Source organism: Mesorhizobium sp. WSM4848, assembly GCF_055811375.1.
The window spans coordinates 61,030-78,340 of record NZ_JBVVPX010000033.1; the positions used below are offsets into that span (position 1 = coordinate 61,030).

Below are 17,311 nucleotides of genomic sequence, written 5' to 3' on the forward strand. Positions count from 1 at the left end.
GATCACGACCGCTTCATCGGGCTGCGCGCCTCGCCGTCGCGCCAGTTGCCCTCAGCCCACATATGGTCGAATGCCCTGCGGTAATCGGGAAAGCGGAAGCGATAGCCGGCCGCCTTGATCGCCGTGTTGGCGACACGCTTGTTCTCGCCATAGAAGGACCGCGCCATCGGCGAAAGCCGAGCGGTCTCGAACGGAATTTCGGGCGGCGGTGTGACGCCCATCAGCCCCGCGGCATAGGCGACGACGTCCTGCGGCGGCGCCGGCAGGTCGTCGGTGACGTTGAAGATGCCGCCGCGATTGTCCTTGAGCAGATGCCAGAGCGCCCCCGCAATGTCGTCGCAATGGATGCGGTTGAACACCTGGCCCGGCTTGACCAGCCGCCGCGCGGTGCCGTTTTCCAGATTGACCAGCGCATTGCGGCCCGGCCCGTAAATGCCGGAAAGCCGCAGAATCGCCACCGGCCGGCCGATGTCGCGACCCAGCTTCAGCCAGTCCTGTTCGGCGGCGACACGCAGCATCGAGCGCTTCGACACCGGCCTGCATTCGGCGGTTTCGTCGATCCAGCCGCCGCCATGGTCGCCGTAGACACCGACGGTGGAGAGATAGGCGATCCATTCGAGTGCCGGCATCTTCGCCGCGATTACCTGGCGCGCCGCGTTCAGCACCGGGTCGCCGGCCTCTTCCGGCGCCACCGAGACGACGAGGTGGGTTGTTTTCTCGAGCGCGTCGCTGATTTCAAGCGTCAGCGCGCCATCGAAAAGCAGCGGCTGGATTCCGGCTTGCCGCAGCGCTTCGAATTTCCCCGCTGCGCGTGTCGTGCCAAAGATCGTGCAGGCATCCTTGCTGGCGCGGGCAAATGCCTTGCCCGAATAGCCGGCGCCGAAAATGAAGATCCGCTTCTCGCTCATGCATGCGCCTCGATCTGGTCTGCCAGCGCCAGTCGCCATTCGCGTCGCACGGCCTCGTCGCCTTCTGCTTCCACCGCAGCGGTGGCCGATTTGGCGAATTCCGAAGCCGGCACAAGCCGTGACAGCGCCCAAACCGCTGCGCCGCGCACCAGCGGCGAGGCGTCACCGAGCAGCGCCCGCACGGCGTTGCCGAGCGAGGGTTCGCCGGAATTGCCGGCGGCGATCAGCACGTTGCGGACAAAGCGGTCGCGACCGATGCGCTTGACCGGCGAACCGCTAAAGAACGACCGGAAAGCAGCGTCGTCGAGCGCCAACAGATCGGCGAGCGGCGGCTCGCGCAAGTCGGCGCGGGCGACGAGCTTTGCCTCGGACGCTGCCCGGGCAAACTTGTTCCATGGGCAGACGGCCAGGCAATCGTCGCAGCCAAAAATGCGGTTGCCGATTTTTTCGCGGAACTCGTGCGGGATCGGCCCCTTGTTCTCGATGGTGAGGTAGGAGATGCAGCGTCGCGCATCGAGCCGGTAGGGAGCCGGAAAGGCGTCGGTCGGGCAGACGTCGAGACAGGCGCGGCAGGAGCCGCAATGGTCGTCTTCGGGCGTATCGGGTGCAAGCTCGGCCGTCGTGAAGATGCTGCCAAGGAACAGCCAGGAGCCGTGCTCGCGGCTGACCAGATTGGTGTGCTTGCCTTGCCAGCCGAGGCCGGCGGCTTCTGCCAGCGGCTTTTCCATCACCGGGGCGGTGTCGACGAACACTTTCACGTCGCCCCCCGAGCGCGCCACGATCTTGCCGGCGATCTCTTTCAGCCGGCCCTTCATCACGTCGTGGTAATCGCGGTTTTGCGCATAGACGGAGATCGCGCCGCGCTGGCGCTTGCCCAGCACCGCGCGCGGGTCGTGGTCGGGGCCGTAGTTCATGGCCAGCACGACGATCGAGCGAACCTCGGGCCAAAGTGCCGTCGGCTCGCCGCGGCGCTCGAGCGTCTCGGCGATCCAGCCCATCGAGCCGTGGAAGCCGTCGGCGACGAATGCGGCAAGCCGGGCCGGCGCCTGCGGGATGGCATCGGGCGTGGTGACGGCAACGGCATCGAAACCGGAGCGCCGCGCCTCGCGGTCGATCAGCGCGCGCAGGTTTTGCGCTCTAGAAATCGAGGTCCGCATAATGTGACACCGGCGACAGGCCGCGCACCCGGTCGGACAAAAGCGGCCGGAACGATGGCCGTGATTTCACCCGTGCATACCATTCGCGCGCGGCAGCGTGTTCGCGCCAGTCGATCTCGCCGAGATAATCGAGCACCGACAGCGCAGCCGCAGCCGCGAGGTCGGCATAGGTGACCTTGCTGCCGGCCAGCCAATGGCGGGTGCCGGCCAGCCAGTTGGTGTATTTCATATGCTGGCGGATGTTGGCGCGCGCGGCGCGGATCGCCGCCGAATCGGGCGAACCGCCGCCTGCCGTTTCCGGCATGACCGGCTTCAGCACGCGCTCGCGCACCAGGTGCCGCGTCACCTCGCTATCGGCCTTGTTGAGATACCAGTCGGTCAGCCGGCGGATTTCGGCGCGCTCCATCGGGTCCTCGGCGAACAGCCGCTTGTCGCGCTTGAGCACGCCGCGCGTTTCGTCGAGATATTCGCCGATGACCATGGCGCCGACGATCGGCACGTCGCCCTCGGCAAGCAGGATCGGCAGCGTGCCGGCCGGGTTCAGCGCCAGGAACTCCTTGCGCCGCATCCACGGCTTTTCCTCGATCAGCGCTAGCTCCTCGCCATACTCGCCGAAAGCGAGGCGAACGAAGCGGCAGGTGGCGAACATCGGGTGGTGGAAAAGCGTCAGCATGGTCCCGCGATAATAGAGCGCACTGGCAAATCGCCGGCTGCGCCGGTAAGTCTTGGTCGCCCCGATTCAGGGGGCCGCCCCGATTCAGGGGGCCGTCAGGGTGCTGCGACCTATAGGAGGAGTTCCGCGCCATGACAAGCAAGCCGTTCTACAAGCCCACACTCGAACGCCGAGGTTTCCATGGAAAGCCAGACCATTGTCGAAGCGCTGCTGCTCGGCATGATCGAGGGCATGACCGAGTTCATTCCGGTCTCGTCAACCGGCCATATCCTGCTTGCCGGCCATTTTCTCGGTTTCCATTCGACTGGCAAGGCCTTCGAGATCCTGATCCAGCTCGGCGCCATACTGGCGATCCTCAGCGTCTATTTCCATCGCCTGTGGCAGATGCTGGTCGATCTGCCGCGTGATCGGGTGACGCGGCATTTCGTTCTCGGCATCCTCGTCGCCTTTCTGCCGGCGGCCGTCATCGGCGCGCTGGCGCATGGCTTCATCAAGACGGTGCTGTTTGAATCGCCGAGGCTGATCTGCATCATGCTGATCATCGGCGGCCTGGTCCTGCTGTGGGTGGATCGCTTCAAGCCGAAGCCGCTCTATCACGACGTCGAGCGGTTTCCGCTCCGGCTCTATCTGCAGATCGGGCTGTTCCAATGCCTTTCGCTGATCCCCGGCACATCGCGTTCCGGTTCGACGATCGTCGGTGCGCTGCTTCTGGGCGTCGACAAACGGGCGGCTGCGGAATTCTCCTTCTTCCTCGCCATGCCGACGATGGTCGGCGCCTTCGCCTTCGACCTGTTCAAGAACCGCAACGTGCTGACCAGCGCCGATCTGCCGATCATCGCCGCCGGTTTCATCGCCGCCTTCGTCGCAGCACTTATCGTCGTGCGCTTCCTGCTCAACTACGTCTCGCGCCACGGCTATTCGCTGTTCGGCTGGTGGCGGCTGGTCATCGGCACCGTCGGCCTGGCGGCGCTGTTCGTCTGGGGGTGAGGCGGCACGTGCGTCCGACAGCCAAATCGACTGCGGTCACCACTCTTCAGAACTTTTTCACGCCGATATCATGACTTCGAACGAGCCCTCGCGTCCTCTCTCCCACGACGTTCCCACACGGTTCGGGCGTTGAACAGAGGAGATAAAGGATGATCAACCGCATCTTGGGAGTTCTCGTGATCGGCGCCGCGACCACAGCGTCCGCTGGTGATGGTCTGAGCCGCCACATTCTCGAACGGGCAGCAAGCTGTTGGCCTACGCAGACGGCGATGCGCGGGATCAGCTTCAGTGCAGATGTCCACGTCAGCTTCACCCGCAAGGGGCACGTCAGTGCAATCCAAATCGTCGATGTTGCGCCGCAGACCGAGACATTCAAGGGCTTGGCCAAGGATTTCGCGGACGCATTGAAGCGCTGTGGTCCCTACGTCACCGAAGGCATGAGCGAAATGAACCTCAATCTCTCATGGCCGCTGTAAACGCAGCGAAGTGCTGCTACTTCGTCACCGAGAATTCGTAACGCTTGATGCGAGACAGCAGGATGTATTCGTTCGGGGCTCCGGGTGCGACGCTCAGGTTGCGGAACACGGCGCCACAGCCCGTCAGTTTACGCGGATAGGCGCTGCACAAGCTGTCGCCCTGCACCCACATCCGACCGGTCACGACCTCCTCACCAACTGTTCGGGTCACGCTGCCGTCTGCCGCAATCACAGAATGGTACGCTAAGACATCGGGCAGAACCTGGCGTCCCGTCAGCTCGTGTCCGATTATGAGATTGCCGATGTCGACGCCCTTCATCCGTTCAGCGGATTCGGGTTCCATTCCGGCAGGAAGCTCGGAAACCCCTGCCTTCCTCAAGCCATCGAGCAGGCGAACGATATCCTCCGGTCGCTTGTAGACGAAGAACTGCTGCGCGGTCAGCAGGTTCGGTTGCCCCTCCTGCCTTTCCGACAGCACGCTTCGGAGCTGCTCCAGGGCTGAGGCCGCTTCCGGCAGGCGATCGAGATAGGCAAGCGCTGCGACAAGAACATGCAGGCCGTAGAACTTCGTCCAGGGATTGGGCGACCGAACATCAACCTGCTCAAGCTGCGCGACCGCCTCCTCGTAGCGGCCTTGGCCGAATGCCGCCAAGCCAGCCTGGTAGTGTCGCCACTCCGTCCACCCGGGATCGACGCGCAGGGCCGTCTCGAGAAAGGTTCGCCCCTCCGCCGGCCTGCCGTTGAAGATGAGGGCCTGGCTCAGCCCTTCGTAGGTCCAGGAATCGCTCGGGTCGAGCGCTATCGCCTTTTGCAGGGCAGCCACCGCCTCGTCGGACCTATGCTCCCGGACCAGAAGCTCGGAAATCAGCTGATAATAACCGGGAGACGGATTTCGGGCAGCGATGGCCAGATTGCCGTAGAGCTCGTCGTCGATTTCGGTCCAACCAAGCCCGAGAGCCTGTCTCCTCGCGTCGTCGGCATCCCAGTGGAGCCATGCCAGTTCCGCGGCCGCCGCGCCGAAATCCGCATCCAGCGCCAGGGCCTGGCGCAGGTAGCCAGATGCTTCCGCCGTGCCTGATGGTGTATCCGTTCGTCGCGCCTCGATAGCGCGCCGAAAAGCCTGGTAAGCTTCCGGATCGTCAGTATCGCCGGACACGGCCAGGTTTGCTTTTCCCGGGACGAGCTTTAGTTGCAGCGCGGCGACAATCTGACCGGCCACCTGGTCCTGGAGCTTGAACACATCGCTGAACGGACCTTCGAACCGCTCGGCCCAGATCTGGCCAACCGTCGAGGCATCGACCAAGTGCGCATTGATGCGCACTTCATCGCCAAGACGTCGAACCGAGCCCTCCAGCAGGTAGCGGACGCCGAGCTCTTTCGCGATCTTCGCCGGCGGCAGATCGCTGTTGCGATATGCACGCGCGGCATTGCGCGAGACGACGAACAGGCCGGGAACACGCGCCAGCTCTGTCGTCAGATCCTCCGCGAAACCGTTGGCAAGATAAGCCTGCTCCTCGGCTTCGCTGAGATTTGCGAACGGCAGAACCGCGATCGAGAGCGAGGTCGGCACTTCCGTTTCAAAAGTTGGTCTCCATATGAACGCCGCGACTGCGGCAACGATTGCCAGTACAGTGCTTGCAAATATCAGTGTTCGCCGGCTTTTGGTCTCGTGCTGGTCAGGAGAGGCAGTGCGGTGAACCTGCGGGTAGCGATCGTGAGGTACGCCGGTCGCTTGGCTTTCGGGGACAAAGCGATATCCGCGTCGCGCGACTGTCTTGAGCAGGCTCTGCTTCTCGTCGCCGATGGCTTTCCTGATTTCGCTGATGCACTGGGAAAGACTGTTTTCCGTCACCGCGATGCCGGGCCAGACAGCGTCCAGGAGCTCCTCCTTGGTCACGACACGGTTGGCGTTGGCGACCAGATGCTTCAGCACCGCGAGCGATTGAGGCCTCAGCGGGACATCTTCACCATGCTCGCCGTGCAGGAGACCGGCGTCGAAATCGAACTCGACACCGTTTAGAACAAGGCTCGGCGGATTGACCAGGCTCAAAGTTGCTCTCGATCATCGTGCTGATCGTTCGGGCGGCATGTTGCTCGGCAGGCCGCCTCGGACTTGAGAATCTGCGCCTGTCGCCGAAAGTCAACTAGCGTTTGAAAGTCGGCACTGCTTCCCGGGACGAAACCTTGGCGCTGCGACCGCAAACGTCCGGAAATTCGCGATCGAGCCGGCTGGCGCATCGACTTGGATTATGCCGCAATGGAGCGTTCTACGTGGAATAGTCAGTGCGCTGCGATCCGGATCCCATCGGCGACTTCCAGAGCCTAGCTCCGCCCGTAAAAAACATTCTCGACATGCACCGGCCAGCGCCACGGCAGCACCGCGACCATGTCGAAGCGCACCGACAATCTGCCATAGTCGGACTGGCGTGACAGCCAGAGATCGGCGGCACTTTCGATGCGGCGCTCCGATTCGCAGCGAACAGCTTCCATCGCTTCCACCAGCGTGCGGCGCGCCTTCACCTCGACGATCAGCACCAGGTCGCCGCGCCGCGCGATCAGGTCGATCTCGCCGAACCGCGTGCGGTGGCGGCGGGCCAGGATCCGATAGCCCTTCACCATCAAAGCCGCAGCCGCCAGCCACTCGCTGCGGTGGCCGCGCCGATAGGCCCGCTGGCGGCTGGCGACCGGGCGTTCAGCCATCGCCCTCTTTCCCGGTGTCGCCGTCTTTGCCAGTATCGCCCTTTTTCCCAGTGTCCTTGAGTTCGAGCAGCCGCCGGTAGAGCGCTTGCTTCTGGCCGCCGGTCATCTTGGCGGCTTCCGCCGCCGCCTTGGAGGCCGGCATCTCGGCTGCAAGCGAAAGCAGAAGCCGGTCGATGTCCGCCGGCTCGTCGGCCGTTGCGTCCGACGGGCCGACGCAGATGACGATCTCGCCCTTCGGCGTGTCGGCCGCCGCGTAATGATCGGCGAGCGACTGCAAGGTGCCGGTCCGTATTTCCTCGAAGGTCTTGGTCAACTCGCGGCCGATCGCGGCCTTGCGGGTGCCACCCAGCGCCTCGACCATGGCACCGAGCGTCTCGGCCAGCCGGCGCGGCGATTCGAAGAAGATCAGCGTCGCCGGCACGGTCTTAAGCGCTTCCAGCCGCGTCAACCGCTGGCCGGTCTTCACCGGCAGGAAGCCGGCGAACAGGAAGGCGTCGGAGGGCAGGCCGGATGCCGTCAGCGCCGCGAGTGGCGCCGACGGGCCGGGGATCGGCACGACGCGAATGCCCTGGTCGAGCGCATCGCCGACCAGTCGGTAGCCGGGATCGGAGATCAGCGGCGTGCCGGCGTCCGAGATCAGCGCCACACTCTGCCCGGCCAGCAAGGCTGCGATCAGTTTTGGACCGGCCTCGCCGGCGTTGTGCTCGTGATAGGCTGACGTGCGGCGGCGGATGCCATAGCGGTCGAGCAGCACGCGACTGACACGCGTGTCCTCGCAGGCGATGATGTCGGCGGCGGCGAGCGTTTCAAGCGCGCGTAATGTGATGTCGGCGAGATTGCCGATCGGCGTCGCCACCAGGTAGAGCGCCGGCTCGAGCGGCCGGGCCGATATCTCGGTCTGGCCGATCACATAGCTGCGTTTTGCCGACTCGCCGGTCACCGGTGTCCCCCGTCAGGCTCTGACCTTGAATGCATTCGGCCCTGTTTGGCACGGCTCACGCCGGGTTGCAAAACCCATGCCGAAGTGACGCGGCTGTCATGCCTTTGCCACACTACGGAACGAAACCGTGCCCGGCGGATTTATGCCTGATCTCGGGAGGAGCAGGATGGACAGCCTCAAGATACAGGACGTTTTCGAACCCTACTATGCAGGCCGCAAGCGCTTTGCCGTGCGAAAGGACAAGGGCCAGCCTGCCAAAGCCGGCGCCGGCTTGGCTAAAAAGCCGCGAAAGCGTCGTCCGTCAAAGGCAACCAAGCTTGAGATCGAGCCCTCGACCGGCACCGGCAGCACGATGGAGCACTGACCAGACGATGCCCAATCGCTTCGACATTTTCATCACCCGCCTTGAAACCAAAAGCTCCCGCATTGGAGCGCCCCCACATCCGACAAGCGATCGATACCGCGCCCGCCGCGACAAGGGTGAGGCCAAGCCGGCTCGCGACGGTGAGACGGACGCCGAGAAAGACCACGCCAAGCGCCGCACCAACCACGACGCCTGACTACCGCGACCTTCGCGATTGGCCGAGACACTTGCCTCTAAAGCGCGGCGCTCCCCATGTAACTCGGGCCGCAATTCCGCTCGCTAAGCCTTTTGTATGATGGGCCGCCAGCCTCTGTTCGTAACGTGCTAATATTGGACCTGCGTGCGCGCTTGAGCGTACGGGAGACGATCATGTCGGCAACTTTAACCGCACTGAGCAACAGAGAGGCCTATAGGCTAGGAGATTTCAACCTGATTGGTCGTGGCGAACATGCCACCATACGCTTGGAAGACGGGGAAGTTTCGCGCCAGCATGCAACAATCCGGCGCGACGGCGCGAACTACTGGGTTGTTGATGTCGGCAGTGCAAATGGCAGTTATGTGAATGACGTGGCGCTCACAACCGCGCGTGTGCTGCACACCGGCGATCGCGTCCAGTTCGGCAAATCGATTTTTCTTTTCGACCAGGGCACGACTGCGCCCGATCTAGAGTCGCAAGTGGCGAACACAAAAACTCAATGGGGCAACCCGGCAGCCCCTAAGAGCCGGCCGGCCACCCTGTTCGTTGCTGATTTGAAGGAGTTTACCGGAATTAGCGCAAGGCTATCCCCGGAACAGGTGGCGGCCCTCTTGGCCGAGTGGTATATGGACTGCAATATGATTTTGAAGCACTACGGTGCCTCGATCGACAAATTCATCGGTGATTGTGTATTTGCTTATTGGCACGGGACGGCAGCGGATGTCTGTGTCTCTGCGGTTCAGGCTGCCCAGGCGCTCCGCGCTGCGGAAGACGCGGCTACGTCGCCAACCCGAGTACTGGTCAGGGAACAACAAGACATCGTACTCGACTGCCGCATTGGCCTTCATGTGGGTGAAGTTGCTATCGGCGCTATGGGCAAAGGTATCAACACCGCGCTGGGCGATGCCGTGAATTTGGCCTTTCGTATTGAGGGATTGACGCGAAAACTGGACAAGCCACTGTTGGTCAGCGCCCAATTCGTCGAGCACTGGCCTGAAGGTAGGCAATATTTCAAGTCCTGCGGCTATCACGAGGTCAAAGGGCGCGCCGAGATGGTCGAGGTATTCAGCCTGAACTAGGCGCGCCAGCAGTAGCCAGCATAGCTCTCGGCTGCCGCTTGCCGGTTCTCGCCGGCTTCAAAAGGGCACGTGGCCGCTGAGCGACGCCAGATCGGCAATTTCTGCCGAGGCAAGTCACTCGCAAATTGTAATTGGATCGCGGCAGAAGCCGCTGCCCCGGCGAGCCCCGGCGGCCCGCGCTCTGACCCTGCACTCATCGCGGGTTTCTGCCCTGCAGACGCGAGCTGGCCTGCTCGCGCTCGGAGAAGCGGCGGCACGCTTCTGTTCCGTTGTCGGTCGTGGCCGGGTGTTCGGGTTATTCGCATGGTGGGGTTCTTCTATCGAATTCGGCCGGGCAACCACCGGACACACGCGAGCTGTGCTTCCTTCCAATTTCTTCAAAGCAATTGTTGTCGGTTTCGCCATGTCGACCTCAGCGCCGGAGTAGCGAGCGAAACGGCGCAACGCCTCCCGGGTTCTTCCACCCCAGATGCCGTCTGGGTTTCCCGGATTACACCCAACGCGGTCAAGCTCGCGCTGTATCCGCTTCGCCAGCTCGTTAGGGGCATCTTCCTGGCTGGCGTCCGATTGATGATCCGCATTCTCCAACTGTTGAATTTGGAGTCTGGCGAGAGCCACAAACAGGCCGTCCGGGTACAGTTGAAGATAATCCTTTAACGCTCCGCTGCTTTTGGAGCCGCGGATTGAGGTCCACAACTCGATTTCCGTTAGGCTCGCATCTCGGCTGCTGTTGTTGGCTGGCGAGACTGCCGTTGCGCCACGAGGAGGGGCAATGAAAATTTCCCTGCCAGGCAGCGATCCATACGTGAATGGTTCCTGCTTGCCGCCTGTCGCGGCCAGAACAGTGTCGCGAACCTTGCGGAACACGAATTGGATGTCTACCCCGGGTTCACCCAAATGCGCCAACAGCCCTGCAGTGTAGGGACTGTTCCGTCCCTCTCCATCGAATGCGGTTGTACCTTCCTTCGCAGCGTACCCGACCAAGGTTCCGGCTGCCGGTTCAATCGCAGCCAGGCCTCTGCCAATGGAACGCGTTGCATTTGATCTTCGCATGGCCGCGATAAAAGGGTTGTCCCGACAAGCATCAAGTAGAACCACCCGCACGCCGGAGACACGGGACAACGCGTTCATGACCAAGTCCAGCGGGATTGCCTCAAACTCCACGTCGGAATCAGCGCTCAGGCTGACATCTGTAGGAACGAGAAAATTTCTATTCTCAACCTCAACCCCATGTCCCGCGAAGAAAATTATTGCGAAATCAGCACCTTCCGCCTCGCGACCGAACTCCTGCAGAGCTTTCCTGAACGCGGTATGGTTCAAGTCTATCTTGCGAGATACTTTGAACCCTACCTTTGAGAGCAAGGTCGCCATGTCAGCAGCGTCATTGTTCGGATTGGGAAGTCTAGCGACCCGTTGATAGTTCGAATTGCCGATCACCAGCGCAACGCGTTTTTCAGCCGACGCCACCTCCAGCCCGCCGATCAGAGCAATCACAGCAAGCGCGATGTTGAAGAGGCGCATTTTAGCCCCGTGCTGTGCTTCAGCCGCAGATTAGCGGCACCCGACCGAAGCTTGACCAGTCAGGCCCGCGCTTGCAAGTCACTATCGGTTGGCAGGCCCATATTGGATGCGGTGGGATGGCCTTTCGACCAAGCAAGCCGAATTTCCAGCATCCTTGCGTGAGCCGATAAATTGTCTGTGACAGTTCAGCTCCTGGCCTGCTTTACCGCGCCAGATCCGCCACCACCGCGTCGAGCACGATCATGCCGGCCGGCGTGGCGCGCAGGCGGGCATTGCCGATCGGCGCCACCAGCCCCTCGCCCTGCAGCATCGACAGCCGCGCCGTCGACAGGCCACGGCCGGAAAACGCTTCGTAGCGGGAGAGGTCGATGCCCTCGGCCAGCCTCAGCCCCATCAAGAGGAACTCGTCGGCCTCTTCCGAGCGCGTCAGGATCTCGCCGCCGGTGACGCCATGGCCCTTGGCCTCGACCAGATTGGCCCAGGTTTCCGGCATTCGTTCGGCGATCGTCACCACACGACGGCCGTTTTCGACGAAGCGGCCATGCGCGCCGGGACCGACGCCGACATATTCGCCATAGCGCCAATAGGTGAGATTGTGCCGGCTTTCGGCGCCTGATCTGGCGTGGTTGGAAATCTCGTAGGCCGGCAGCCCATGCGCGGTGGTGATCTCCTGCGTCAGCGCATAGAGATCGGCGGCATGGTCATTGTCGGGAATTGCGAATTTCCTGGCCGCATGCAGCGCGTGGAACGGCGTGCCTTCCTCGATGGTCAGCTGGTAGAGCGACAGGTGGTCGGCGGCGTGGCCGATCGCCTGCTCGAGCTCCGCCTGCCACGCTTCCGGTGTCTGGCCGGGCCGTGCGTAGATCAGGTCGAACGACAGCCGCGGGAAAATCTCACGCGCCAGGCCAATCGCATGCAGCGCTTCATCGACATTGTGCAGCCGCCCGAGAAAGCGCAGATCCTTGTCGTTCAGCGCCTGCACGCCGAGCGACACCCGGTTTACGCCTGCCGCCCGGTAGCCGCGAAAGCGCTCGGCCTCGACCGAAGACGGGTTGGCTTCCAGCGTCACCTCGATGCCGGCGGGCACCGTCCAGTTCTTCGCCACCGCGTCCAGCACCGTCGCCACGGTTTGCGGCTTCATCAGCGATGGCGTGCCGCCGCCGAGAAAAATGCTGGTCACCTCGCGCGGTCCGGTGCGGTTGCGCATTGTCGCAAGCTCGGTCTCGAAGGCGCGCGCAAAACGCTCCTGGTCGACCGGCTGGTGGCGGACATGGCTGTTGAAGTCGCAATACGGGCACTTGGCCGCGCAGAACGGCCAGTGAACGTAGACGCCGAAACCGGGGCTGCGGTCGAGCAGCATGGTCATTTCACCGCCGATCGCGCCAAATCCAGTCTGGCCTGCGCGAATTTCTGGAACGCGCGAGCCCGATGCGACAATGCCGTCGGCTGGCCGGGCTTCCAACCATGTTTCTCCTCAGCGGTCATCTCGCCGAAGGTCTTTTGGAAACCGTCCGGCACGAACACCGGGTCGTAGCCGAAGCCGAGTTCGCCGCGCGGCGGCCATACCAGCGTGCCCTGGACTTCGCCACGGAAATATTCGGCCGCGCCGTCGGGAAAGGCCAGGCAGATGACGGCGACGAAGCGACCCTTGCGCTGCGCAGGCGCGACCGCGCCGACTTCCTGCAACGCCACTTCGGCTCGCTGCATCGCCATGCCGAAATCGCGGGACCCGTCCGGCGCGTCGGCCCAGTTGGCGGTGTAGACGCCGGGCGCTCCGCCCAGCGCATCGACACAGAGGCCGGAATCGTCCGACAATGCCGGCAGGCCTGTCGCCTTGGCGGCGGCAAAAGCCTTGATATAGGCGTTCTCCTCGAAGGTGGTGCCGGTCTCGTCCGGCTCCGGCAGGCCATATTCCTTGGCCGACTTCGCTTCTATGCCGAACGGCGCCATCAGATCGGCGAATTCGCGCAATTTGCCGGCATTGTGGCTGGCGACAACGATCTCATGTCCATCAAGCGAATGCATCAGATGCCCCAGATTCTTGGTTCGGCGAATTCGATCGAATTGCCGGAGGGGTCGCGAATATAGATCGAGCGGCCACCCTGCGGCCATTCGAACTCGCTTTCGATGGCGATTTTCTTCCGCTCAAGATGCGCTCTCCAGCGCACGATCTCGCCCGCGCTCGCCGCAAAGCAGAGATGGCCGTCGCCGACCGTGCCGTGCGGCGGCACTTTCAGCTTGGCATCGGGCGCCGGCGGCACCTTGGTCGCCTCGGCGTTGAAGATGAGCAGCACGCCGTCCCCGCAACGGAAGAAAAGATGCCTGCCGTCGACCTTGCCCAGCAGATCGAGCCCGAGCACATCGGTGTAGAATTTTTCCGCGGCAGCGAGGTCCGTGACGTATAGCGCTGACTCAAGGATAGCGGAGGGGGTCACGAAGCACCCCCCTCTGGCCTGCCGGCCATCTCCCCCTCAAGGGGGGAGATTGGCAGCTTCAGCGCTTCCGCACATCCCACGCCGCCGACAGTTGGCGAAAGCCGATTGGATACCCGATCTCCCCCCTTGAGGGGGAGATGGCCGGCAGGCCAGAGGGGTGTGTGAAGGATCGCTAGCCTCATCGATTCAGCCAAAAGCTACGCCACGGCCATCTGCTGCAGGCTGACCAGTCGCGTAATACCTTTCTTGGCCAATTCCATCAGCGCCGCAAATTGCTCTTCCGAGAAAGGCTCGCCCTCGGCCGTGCCTTGTATCTCGACGATGCCGCCCTTGCCGGTCATGACGAAATTGGCGTCGGTGCCGGCCGATGAATCCTCGAGATAGTCGAGGTCGATAACCGGTTGGCCGTCGTGGATGCCGCAGGAGATAGCCGCGACATGGTCCTTCAGCACCTTGGCGACACTGGCCATCTGCCGGGCTTCCATCCAGCGCAGGCAGTCGTAAAGCGCCACCCAGCCGCCGGTGATCGAGGCGGTGCGCGTGCCGCCATCGGCCTGGATCACGTCGCAGTCGACGGTGATCTGCTGCTCACCCAGCGCCTGGAGATCGACCACTGCGCGCAGCGAACGGCCGATCAGCCTCTGGATTTCCAGTGTGCGGCCGCCTTGCTTGCCAGCCGAAGCCTCGCGGCGCATGCGCTCGCCGGTCGAGCGCGGCAGCATGCCGTATTCCGCCGTCACCCAGCCCTTGCCGGAATTGCGCATCCAGCCCGGCACCTTTTCCTCGAGGCTGGCGGTGCACAGCACGTGGGTGTCGCCGAACTTCACCAGGCACGAGCCTTCCGCGTGCTTGGAGACGCCGCGCTCGAAGGAGATGGCGCGCATTTCGTCGAATTGGCGTTTGGAAGGGCGCATTCAGGCTTCTTTCTTGTCGTTTTAGGATTCGTGGCCGGCTTGTAGCCGCACGCGACGAGAGGCGCAAAGGAAAATGGACCAGTTGCGCGGGCGCGGCCGAAGTCTATATCTTTGGGCCGGAGGTATTTGGCTCGAAATGACCAAGGCAGTCGATCCCAGTTCCCAGTCGGCGGCAGCGCTCCAATCGCCCGCCCTTCAATCACTCGACATGCGCTCGCGCGACATCTTTCGGCGCATTGTCGATTCCTATCTGAAGGACGGCGGGCCGGTCGGCTCCCGCAGCCTGTCGCGTATCCTGCCGTCTTCGCTGTCGCCGGCCACCATCCGCAATGTGATGAGCGATCTCGAGCATCTCGGCCTGATCTACGCGCCGCATATCTCGGCCGGCCGATTGCCGACCCAGGCCGGCCTGCGCTTCTTCGTCGATGCCTTCATGGAACTTGGCGACCTCTCCGACGAGGAGCGCCGCACCATCGAGGCGCAGGTGCGCGCCTCCGGCTCTGGTGCGACGCTGGAGCAGATGCTCACCGAGGCCAGCCAGATGCTGTCCGGCATGTCGCGCGGCGCCGGCCTCGTGCTTGCCGCCAAGAACGAGGTGGCGCTCAAGCATATCGAATTCATCCAGCTCGAGCCGAACAAGGCGCTGGCCGTTCTTGTGTCGCAGAACGGCGACGTCGAAAACCGCGTCGTCGACCTGCCCGCCGGCATCACCGTCTCGCAACTGCACGAAGCCTCGAATTTCCTCAACGCCCATATCCGTGGTCGCACGCTGGCCGAGGCGCGGGTCGAGATCGCCCGCATCAAGGAAGAGACCAAGGCCGCCCTCGACACGCTGTCGCAGGATTTGGTCGAGAAGGGCCTTGCGGTCTGGGCAGGCGCCGAGAGCGGCTTGCCGGCGCGTCTCATCGTGCGCGGCCGCGCCAATCTGCTGGAAAATGTCACCGCCCAGGCCGACATAGAATTGCTGCGGCATTTGTTCGAGGATCTGGAGACGCAGGACGGGCTGATCCAGCTTCTCGACCTCGCCGAGGAGGGCTCCGGCGTGCGCATTTTCATCGGCTCGGAAAACAAGCTGTTTTCGCTGTCGGGGTCGTCGCTGGTCGTGGCGCCCTATCGCGACAAGGACGCCCGCGTTATCGGCGCGCTCGGCGTCATCGGCCCGACCCGGCTGAACTATGCACGCATCGTGCCGATGGTCGACTATACCGCGCAGCTTATTTCCCGCATGCTGCGATAATGCATGTCGCCCAAAAAACCGAAGCGCGTCGCACGGATACCCTTCCAACGCGACACGTTTAAGGGAAACCTCAAGGAGAAAAAAATGGCGCTGGAATCATTCAAGGCTCAGATCAGCCTGTTGCTCGAGCAGATGATCAACCAGCCCGAGGATCAGCATGAAGTGCAGGAGCAGTTGCGCGAAAAGCTGGGGGAGATGCGCGCCATGGGCCTGCCGCTGCCGGCCGATCTCGTCGCGCTGGAAAAGCGCCTCGACGACGATTTCTACGCCGCCGGAAACTGAGCCCGAAAGGTTCAAGGACGGCAAGCCGACCGGCGAACATTGGGATTTCATAACGGCTTCGTCGTCTCCGGCGACGCGGCCTGGGGCCGACCGGCCGGCGCTGCGGTGGCCAAAGGACGGCGCTGGCCATCGCCGAGGACGGCAGCGGTTGGATCTGGCGCGTCACCTACGGGCGAGGATGTATTCAGCATGCGACCCGTCGGATATTTTCAAACGGCAGACTAGCTTGCGCGGCCGAAGGCTTTATCCTGCCTGGTCGAGAGCTGGTTGCCTGACTCACTTAATTGCCTGACTCTTGCCCATCTGACCTCTCGGGAGCGAAACCAATGAACAAGCCCGCCACCACCGCGCACTTGCCCGGCCGCGGCCGCATCTACAATTCGATCACCGAGACGATCGGCGACACGCCGCTGGTGCGGCTCGACAAGTTCGCCAATGAAAAGGGCATCGTTGCCAATCTGCTGGCCAAGCTCGAATTCTTCAACCCGATCGGCTCGGTCAAGGATCGCATCGGCGTCTCGATGATCGAGGCGCTGGAGGCATCGGGCAGGATTGCGCGTGGCAGGACCACGCTGATCGAGCCAACCTCGGGCAACACCGGCATCGCGCTCGCCTTTGCCGCCGCCGCCAAGGGCTACAAGCTGATCCTGACCATGCCGGAAACCATGTCGGTCGAACGCCGCAAGATGTTGGCGCTGCTCGGCGCCGAGCTGGTACTGACCGAAGGGCCGAAAGGCATGAAAGGCGCCATCGCCAAGGCCGACGAGTTGGCCGCGACGCTGCCCGACGCCATCATTCCGCAGCAGTTCGAAAATCCCGCCAATCCGGAAATTCACCGCCGCACCACTGCCGAGGAAATCTGGAACGACACTCATGGCGAAGTCGACATTTTCGTCGCCGGCATCGGCACCGGCGGCACCATCACCGGCGTCGGCCAGGTGCTGAAGCAGCGCAAGCCCTCCGTGCATGTCGTCGCCGTCGAGCCGGAAGCCTCGCCGGTGCTGTCGGGCGGCCAGCCCGGCCCGCACAAGATCCAGGGCATCGGCGCCGGCTTCGCGCCGAAGATCCTCGACACGACCATCTATGACGAGATCGTCAAGGTCTCCAACGAGGATTCGGTCGCCAATGCGCGGCTCGTCGCCCGCCTCGAAGGCGTGCCGGTCGGCATCTCGTCGGGCGCTGCCCTGCAGGCGGCGATCGTCGTCGGCTCGCGGCCGGAGAACGAGGGCAAGAACCTGGTGGTCGTTATTCCGTCCTTCGCCGAACGCTATCTGTCGACGATCCTGTTCGAAGGGCTGGGGGCTTAGGGCCTCGACACGGTAGCGATCCTTCGCGCCCCCTCTGCCCTGCCGGGCATCTCCCCCAGTTGGGGGAGATTAGCAGCTTCAGCGCGCCGCTCGTTTCTGCGACGTTGGTGATTGGCGAAAGCCTGAATGAGGGCC

19 protein-coding genes and 1 pseudogene are annotated in these 17,311 nt (G+C 63.1%); 8 read left to right on the plus strand and 12 right to left on the minus strand.

Translation table 11 applies throughout. The annotated features are described in order from the left end of the window. Positions 1 to 2 precede the first annotated feature (2 nt). From AC0L16_RS25525 to AC0L16_RS25535, 3 genes are read right to left on the minus strand one after another with little or no spacing between them, the layout of a single operon-like run. Complete coding sequence (locus AC0L16_RS25525; RefSeq protein WP_473624029.1) at positions 3 to 908, minus strand: SDR family oxidoreductase; 906 nt, start codon at positions 906 to 908, stop codon at positions 3 to 5. Continuing rightward, complete coding sequence (queG, locus tag AC0L16_RS25530; RefSeq protein ID WP_473624030.1) at positions 905 to 2,065, minus strand: tRNA epoxyqueuosine(34) reductase QueG; 1,161 nt, start codon at positions 2,063 to 2,065, stop codon at positions 905 to 907. The genes AC0L16_RS25525 and queG overlap by 4 nt, the downstream gene beginning before the upstream one ends. Continuing rightward, the gene (locus AC0L16_RS25535; protein WP_473624031.1) at positions 2,046 to 2,738 is read right to left on the minus strand and encodes a glutathione S-transferase family protein; all 693 of its coding nucleotides are present in this window, start codon (positions 2,736 to 2,738) and stop codon (positions 2,046 to 2,048) included. Before AC0L16_RS25535 ends, queG begins: the two co-directional genes overlap by 20 nt. Positions 2,739 to 2,918: 180 nt before the next feature. Here AC0L16_RS25535 and AC0L16_RS25540 point away from each other — a divergent pair, with 180 nt between their 5' ends. After that, the gene (locus AC0L16_RS25540; RefSeq protein WP_473624032.1) at positions 2,919 to 3,725 is read left to right on the plus strand and encodes an undecaprenyl-diphosphate phosphatase; all 807 of its coding nucleotides are present in this window, start codon (positions 2,919 to 2,921) and stop codon (positions 3,723 to 3,725) included. A 149-nt stretch (positions 3,726 to 3,874) separates the two neighbouring features. Then, the gene (locus AC0L16_RS25545; RefSeq protein ID WP_473624034.1) at positions 3,875 to 4,201 is read left to right on the plus strand and encodes a hypothetical protein; all 327 of its coding nucleotides are present in this window, start codon (positions 3,875 to 3,877) and stop codon (positions 4,199 to 4,201) included. A 16-nt stretch (positions 4,202 to 4,217) separates the two neighbouring features. On the opposite strand, the gene AC0L16_RS25550 is transcribed toward AC0L16_RS25545, so the two are convergent. The 4 genes and pseudogenes from AC0L16_RS25550 to rsmI all read right to left on the minus strand — a co-directional run bounded on the left by AC0L16_RS25550 (position 4,218) and on the right by rsmI (position 7,841). Further along, the gene (locus AC0L16_RS25550; protein ID WP_473624063.1) at positions 4,218 to 5,522 is read right to left on the minus strand and encodes a tetratricopeptide repeat protein; all 1,305 of its coding nucleotides are present in this window, start codon (positions 5,520 to 5,522) and stop codon (positions 4,218 to 4,220) included. Positions 5,523 to 6,008: 486 nt separating this feature from the next. After that, positions 6,009 to 6,134: pseudogene (locus AC0L16_RS25555) on the minus strand (winged helix-turn-helix domain-containing protein); the annotation flags it as partial. A gap of 389 nt (positions 6,135 to 6,523) precedes the next feature. Next, positions 6,524 to 6,901: a YraN family protein gene (locus tag AC0L16_RS25560; protein ID WP_287213594.1), complete on the minus strand. Its 378-nt coding sequence runs from the start codon at positions 6,899 to 6,901 to the stop codon at positions 6,524 to 6,526. After that, complete coding sequence (rsmI, locus tag AC0L16_RS25565; RefSeq protein WP_473624036.1) at positions 6,894 to 7,841, minus strand: 16S rRNA (cytidine(1402)-2'-O)-methyltransferase; 948 nt, start codon at positions 7,839 to 7,841, stop codon at positions 6,894 to 6,896. Before rsmI ends, AC0L16_RS25560 begins: the two co-directional genes overlap by 8 nt. Positions 7,842 to 8,007: 166 nt before the next feature. Between rsmI and AC0L16_RS25570 the strand changes: the two genes are divergently transcribed. From AC0L16_RS25570 to AC0L16_RS25580, 3 genes are all read left to right on the plus strand, one after another. Beyond that, complete coding sequence (locus tag AC0L16_RS25570; protein WP_473624038.1) at positions 8,008 to 8,205, plus strand: hypothetical protein; 198 nt, start codon at positions 8,008 to 8,010, stop codon at positions 8,203 to 8,205. Between the two features lie 7 nt (positions 8,206 to 8,212). After that, entirely contained in the window at positions 8,213 to 8,401 is a 189-nt protein-coding gene (locus tag AC0L16_RS25575) for a hypothetical protein (protein WP_473624040.1), read from the plus strand. 173 nt (positions 8,402 to 8,574) lie between these two features. Next, positions 8,575 to 9,480: an FHA domain-containing protein gene (locus tag AC0L16_RS25580; RefSeq protein ID WP_473624042.1), complete on the plus strand. Its 906-nt coding sequence runs from the start codon at positions 8,575 to 8,577 to the stop codon at positions 9,478 to 9,480. A 114-nt stretch (positions 9,481 to 9,594) separates the two neighbouring features. Here the strand turns inward: AC0L16_RS25580 and AC0L16_RS25585 are convergent, their stop codons facing one another. From AC0L16_RS25585 to rph, 5 genes are all read right to left on the minus strand, one after another. Beyond that, complete coding sequence (locus AC0L16_RS25585) at positions 9,595 to 11,001, minus strand: caspase family protein (RefSeq protein ID WP_473624043.1); 1,407 nt, start codon at positions 10,999 to 11,001, stop codon at positions 9,595 to 9,597. Positions 11,002 to 11,203: 202 nt separating this feature from the next. Continuing rightward, positions 11,204 to 12,367: a radical SAM family heme chaperone HemW gene (gene hemW, locus AC0L16_RS25590; RefSeq protein ID WP_473624045.1), complete on the minus strand. Its 1,164-nt coding sequence runs from the start codon at positions 12,365 to 12,367 to the stop codon at positions 11,204 to 11,206. Continuing rightward, positions 12,364 to 13,026, minus strand: coding sequence for an RdgB/HAM1 family non-canonical purine NTP pyrophosphatase (rdgB, locus tag AC0L16_RS25595; protein WP_473624047.1), 663 nt, complete (start codon positions 13,024 to 13,026; stop codon positions 12,364 to 12,366). Before rdgB ends, hemW begins: the two co-directional genes overlap by 4 nt. Then, positions 13,026 to 13,436, minus strand: coding sequence for a VOC family protein (locus AC0L16_RS25600; protein ID WP_473624049.1), 411 nt, complete (start codon positions 13,434 to 13,436; stop codon positions 13,026 to 13,028). The genes rdgB and AC0L16_RS25600 overlap by 1 nt, the downstream gene beginning before the upstream one ends. Before the next feature lie 197 nt (positions 13,437 to 13,633). Beyond that, on the minus strand, positions 13,634 to 14,350 hold the full coding sequence (gene rph, locus AC0L16_RS25605) for a ribonuclease PH (RefSeq protein ID WP_027155898.1): 717 nt from the start codon (positions 14,348 to 14,350) through the stop codon (positions 13,634 to 13,636). A gap of 136 nt (positions 14,351 to 14,486) precedes the next feature. On the opposite strand from rph, the gene hrcA reads away from it, so the two are divergent. From hrcA to cysK, 3 genes are all read left to right on the plus strand, one after another. Then, positions 14,487 to 15,587 carry a heat-inducible transcriptional repressor HrcA gene (gene hrcA, locus AC0L16_RS25610; protein WP_473624050.1) on the plus strand — a complete coding sequence of 367 codons (1,101 nt, stop codon included), beginning with the start codon at positions 14,487 to 14,489 and terminating at the stop codon, positions 15,585 to 15,587. Positions 15,588 to 15,671: 84 nt separating this feature from the next. After that, a complete protein-coding gene (locus AC0L16_RS25615; RefSeq protein ID WP_023803672.1) occupies positions 15,672 to 15,869 on the plus strand; it encodes a hypothetical protein in 198 nt (65 codons plus the stop codon). Positions 15,870 to 16,195: 326 nt separating this feature from the next. Further along, on the plus strand, positions 16,196 to 17,176 hold the full coding sequence (gene cysK, locus AC0L16_RS25620) for a cysteine synthase A (protein WP_473624052.1): 981 nt from the start codon (positions 16,196 to 16,198) through the stop codon (positions 17,174 to 17,176). Positions 17,177 to 17,311: the final 135 nt, after the last annotated feature.

Excerpts from the sequence above, each read along its gene's own strand:
- AC0L16_RS25525 (WP_473624029.1), bottom strand. The coding sequence starts at position 908 with ATGAGCGAGAAGCGGATCTTCATTTTCGGCGCCGGCTATTCGGGCAAG.
- queG (WP_473624030.1), bottom strand. The coding sequence starts at position 2,065 with ATGCGGACCTCGATTTCTAGAGCGCAAAACCTGCGCGCGCTGATCGAC.
- AC0L16_RS25535 (WP_473624031.1), bottom strand. The coding sequence starts at position 2,738 with ATGCTGACGCTTTTCCACCACCCGATGTTCGCCACCTGCCGCTTCGTT.
- AC0L16_RS25540 (WP_473624032.1), top strand. The coding sequence starts at position 2,919 with ATGGAAAGCCAGACCATTGTCGAAGCGCTGCTGCTCGGCATGATCGAG.
- AC0L16_RS25545 (WP_473624034.1), top strand. The coding sequence starts at position 3,875 with ATGATCAACCGCATCTTGGGAGTTCTCGTGATCGGCGCCGCGACCACA.
- AC0L16_RS25560 (WP_287213594.1), bottom strand. The coding sequence starts at position 6,901 with ATGGCTGAACGCCCGGTCGCCAGCCGCCAGCGGGCCTATCGGCGCGGC.
- AC0L16_RS25570 (WP_473624038.1), top strand. The coding sequence starts at position 8,008 with ATGGACAGCCTCAAGATACAGGACGTTTTCGAACCCTACTATGCAGGC.
- AC0L16_RS25575 (WP_473624040.1), top strand. The coding sequence starts at position 8,213 with ATGCCCAATCGCTTCGACATTTTCATCACCCGCCTTGAAACCAAAAGC.
- AC0L16_RS25580 (WP_473624042.1), top strand. The coding sequence starts at position 8,575 with ATGTCGGCAACTTTAACCGCACTGAGCAACAGAGAGGCCTATAGGCTA.
- AC0L16_RS25585 (WP_473624043.1), bottom strand. The coding sequence starts at position 11,001 with ATGCGCCTCTTCAACATCGCGCTTGCTGTGATTGCTCTGATCGGCGGG.
- hemW (WP_473624045.1), bottom strand. The coding sequence starts at position 12,367 with ATGACCATGCTGCTCGACCGCAGCCCCGGTTTCGGCGTCTACGTTCAC.
- rdgB (WP_473624047.1), bottom strand. The coding sequence starts at position 13,026 with ATGCATTCGCTTGATGGACATGAGATCGTTGTCGCCAGCCACAATGCC.
- rph (WP_027155898.1), bottom strand. The coding sequence starts at position 14,350 with ATGCGCCCTTCCAAACGCCAATTCGACGAAATGCGCGCCATCTCCTTC.
- hrcA (WP_473624050.1), top strand. The coding sequence starts at position 14,487 with ATGACCAAGGCAGTCGATCCCAGTTCCCAGTCGGCGGCAGCGCTCCAA.
- AC0L16_RS25615 (WP_023803672.1), top strand. The coding sequence starts at position 15,672 with ATGGCGCTGGAATCATTCAAGGCTCAGATCAGCCTGTTGCTCGAGCAG.
- cysK (WP_473624052.1), top strand. The coding sequence starts at position 16,196 with ATGAACAAGCCCGCCACCACCGCGCACTTGCCCGGCCGCGGCCGCATC.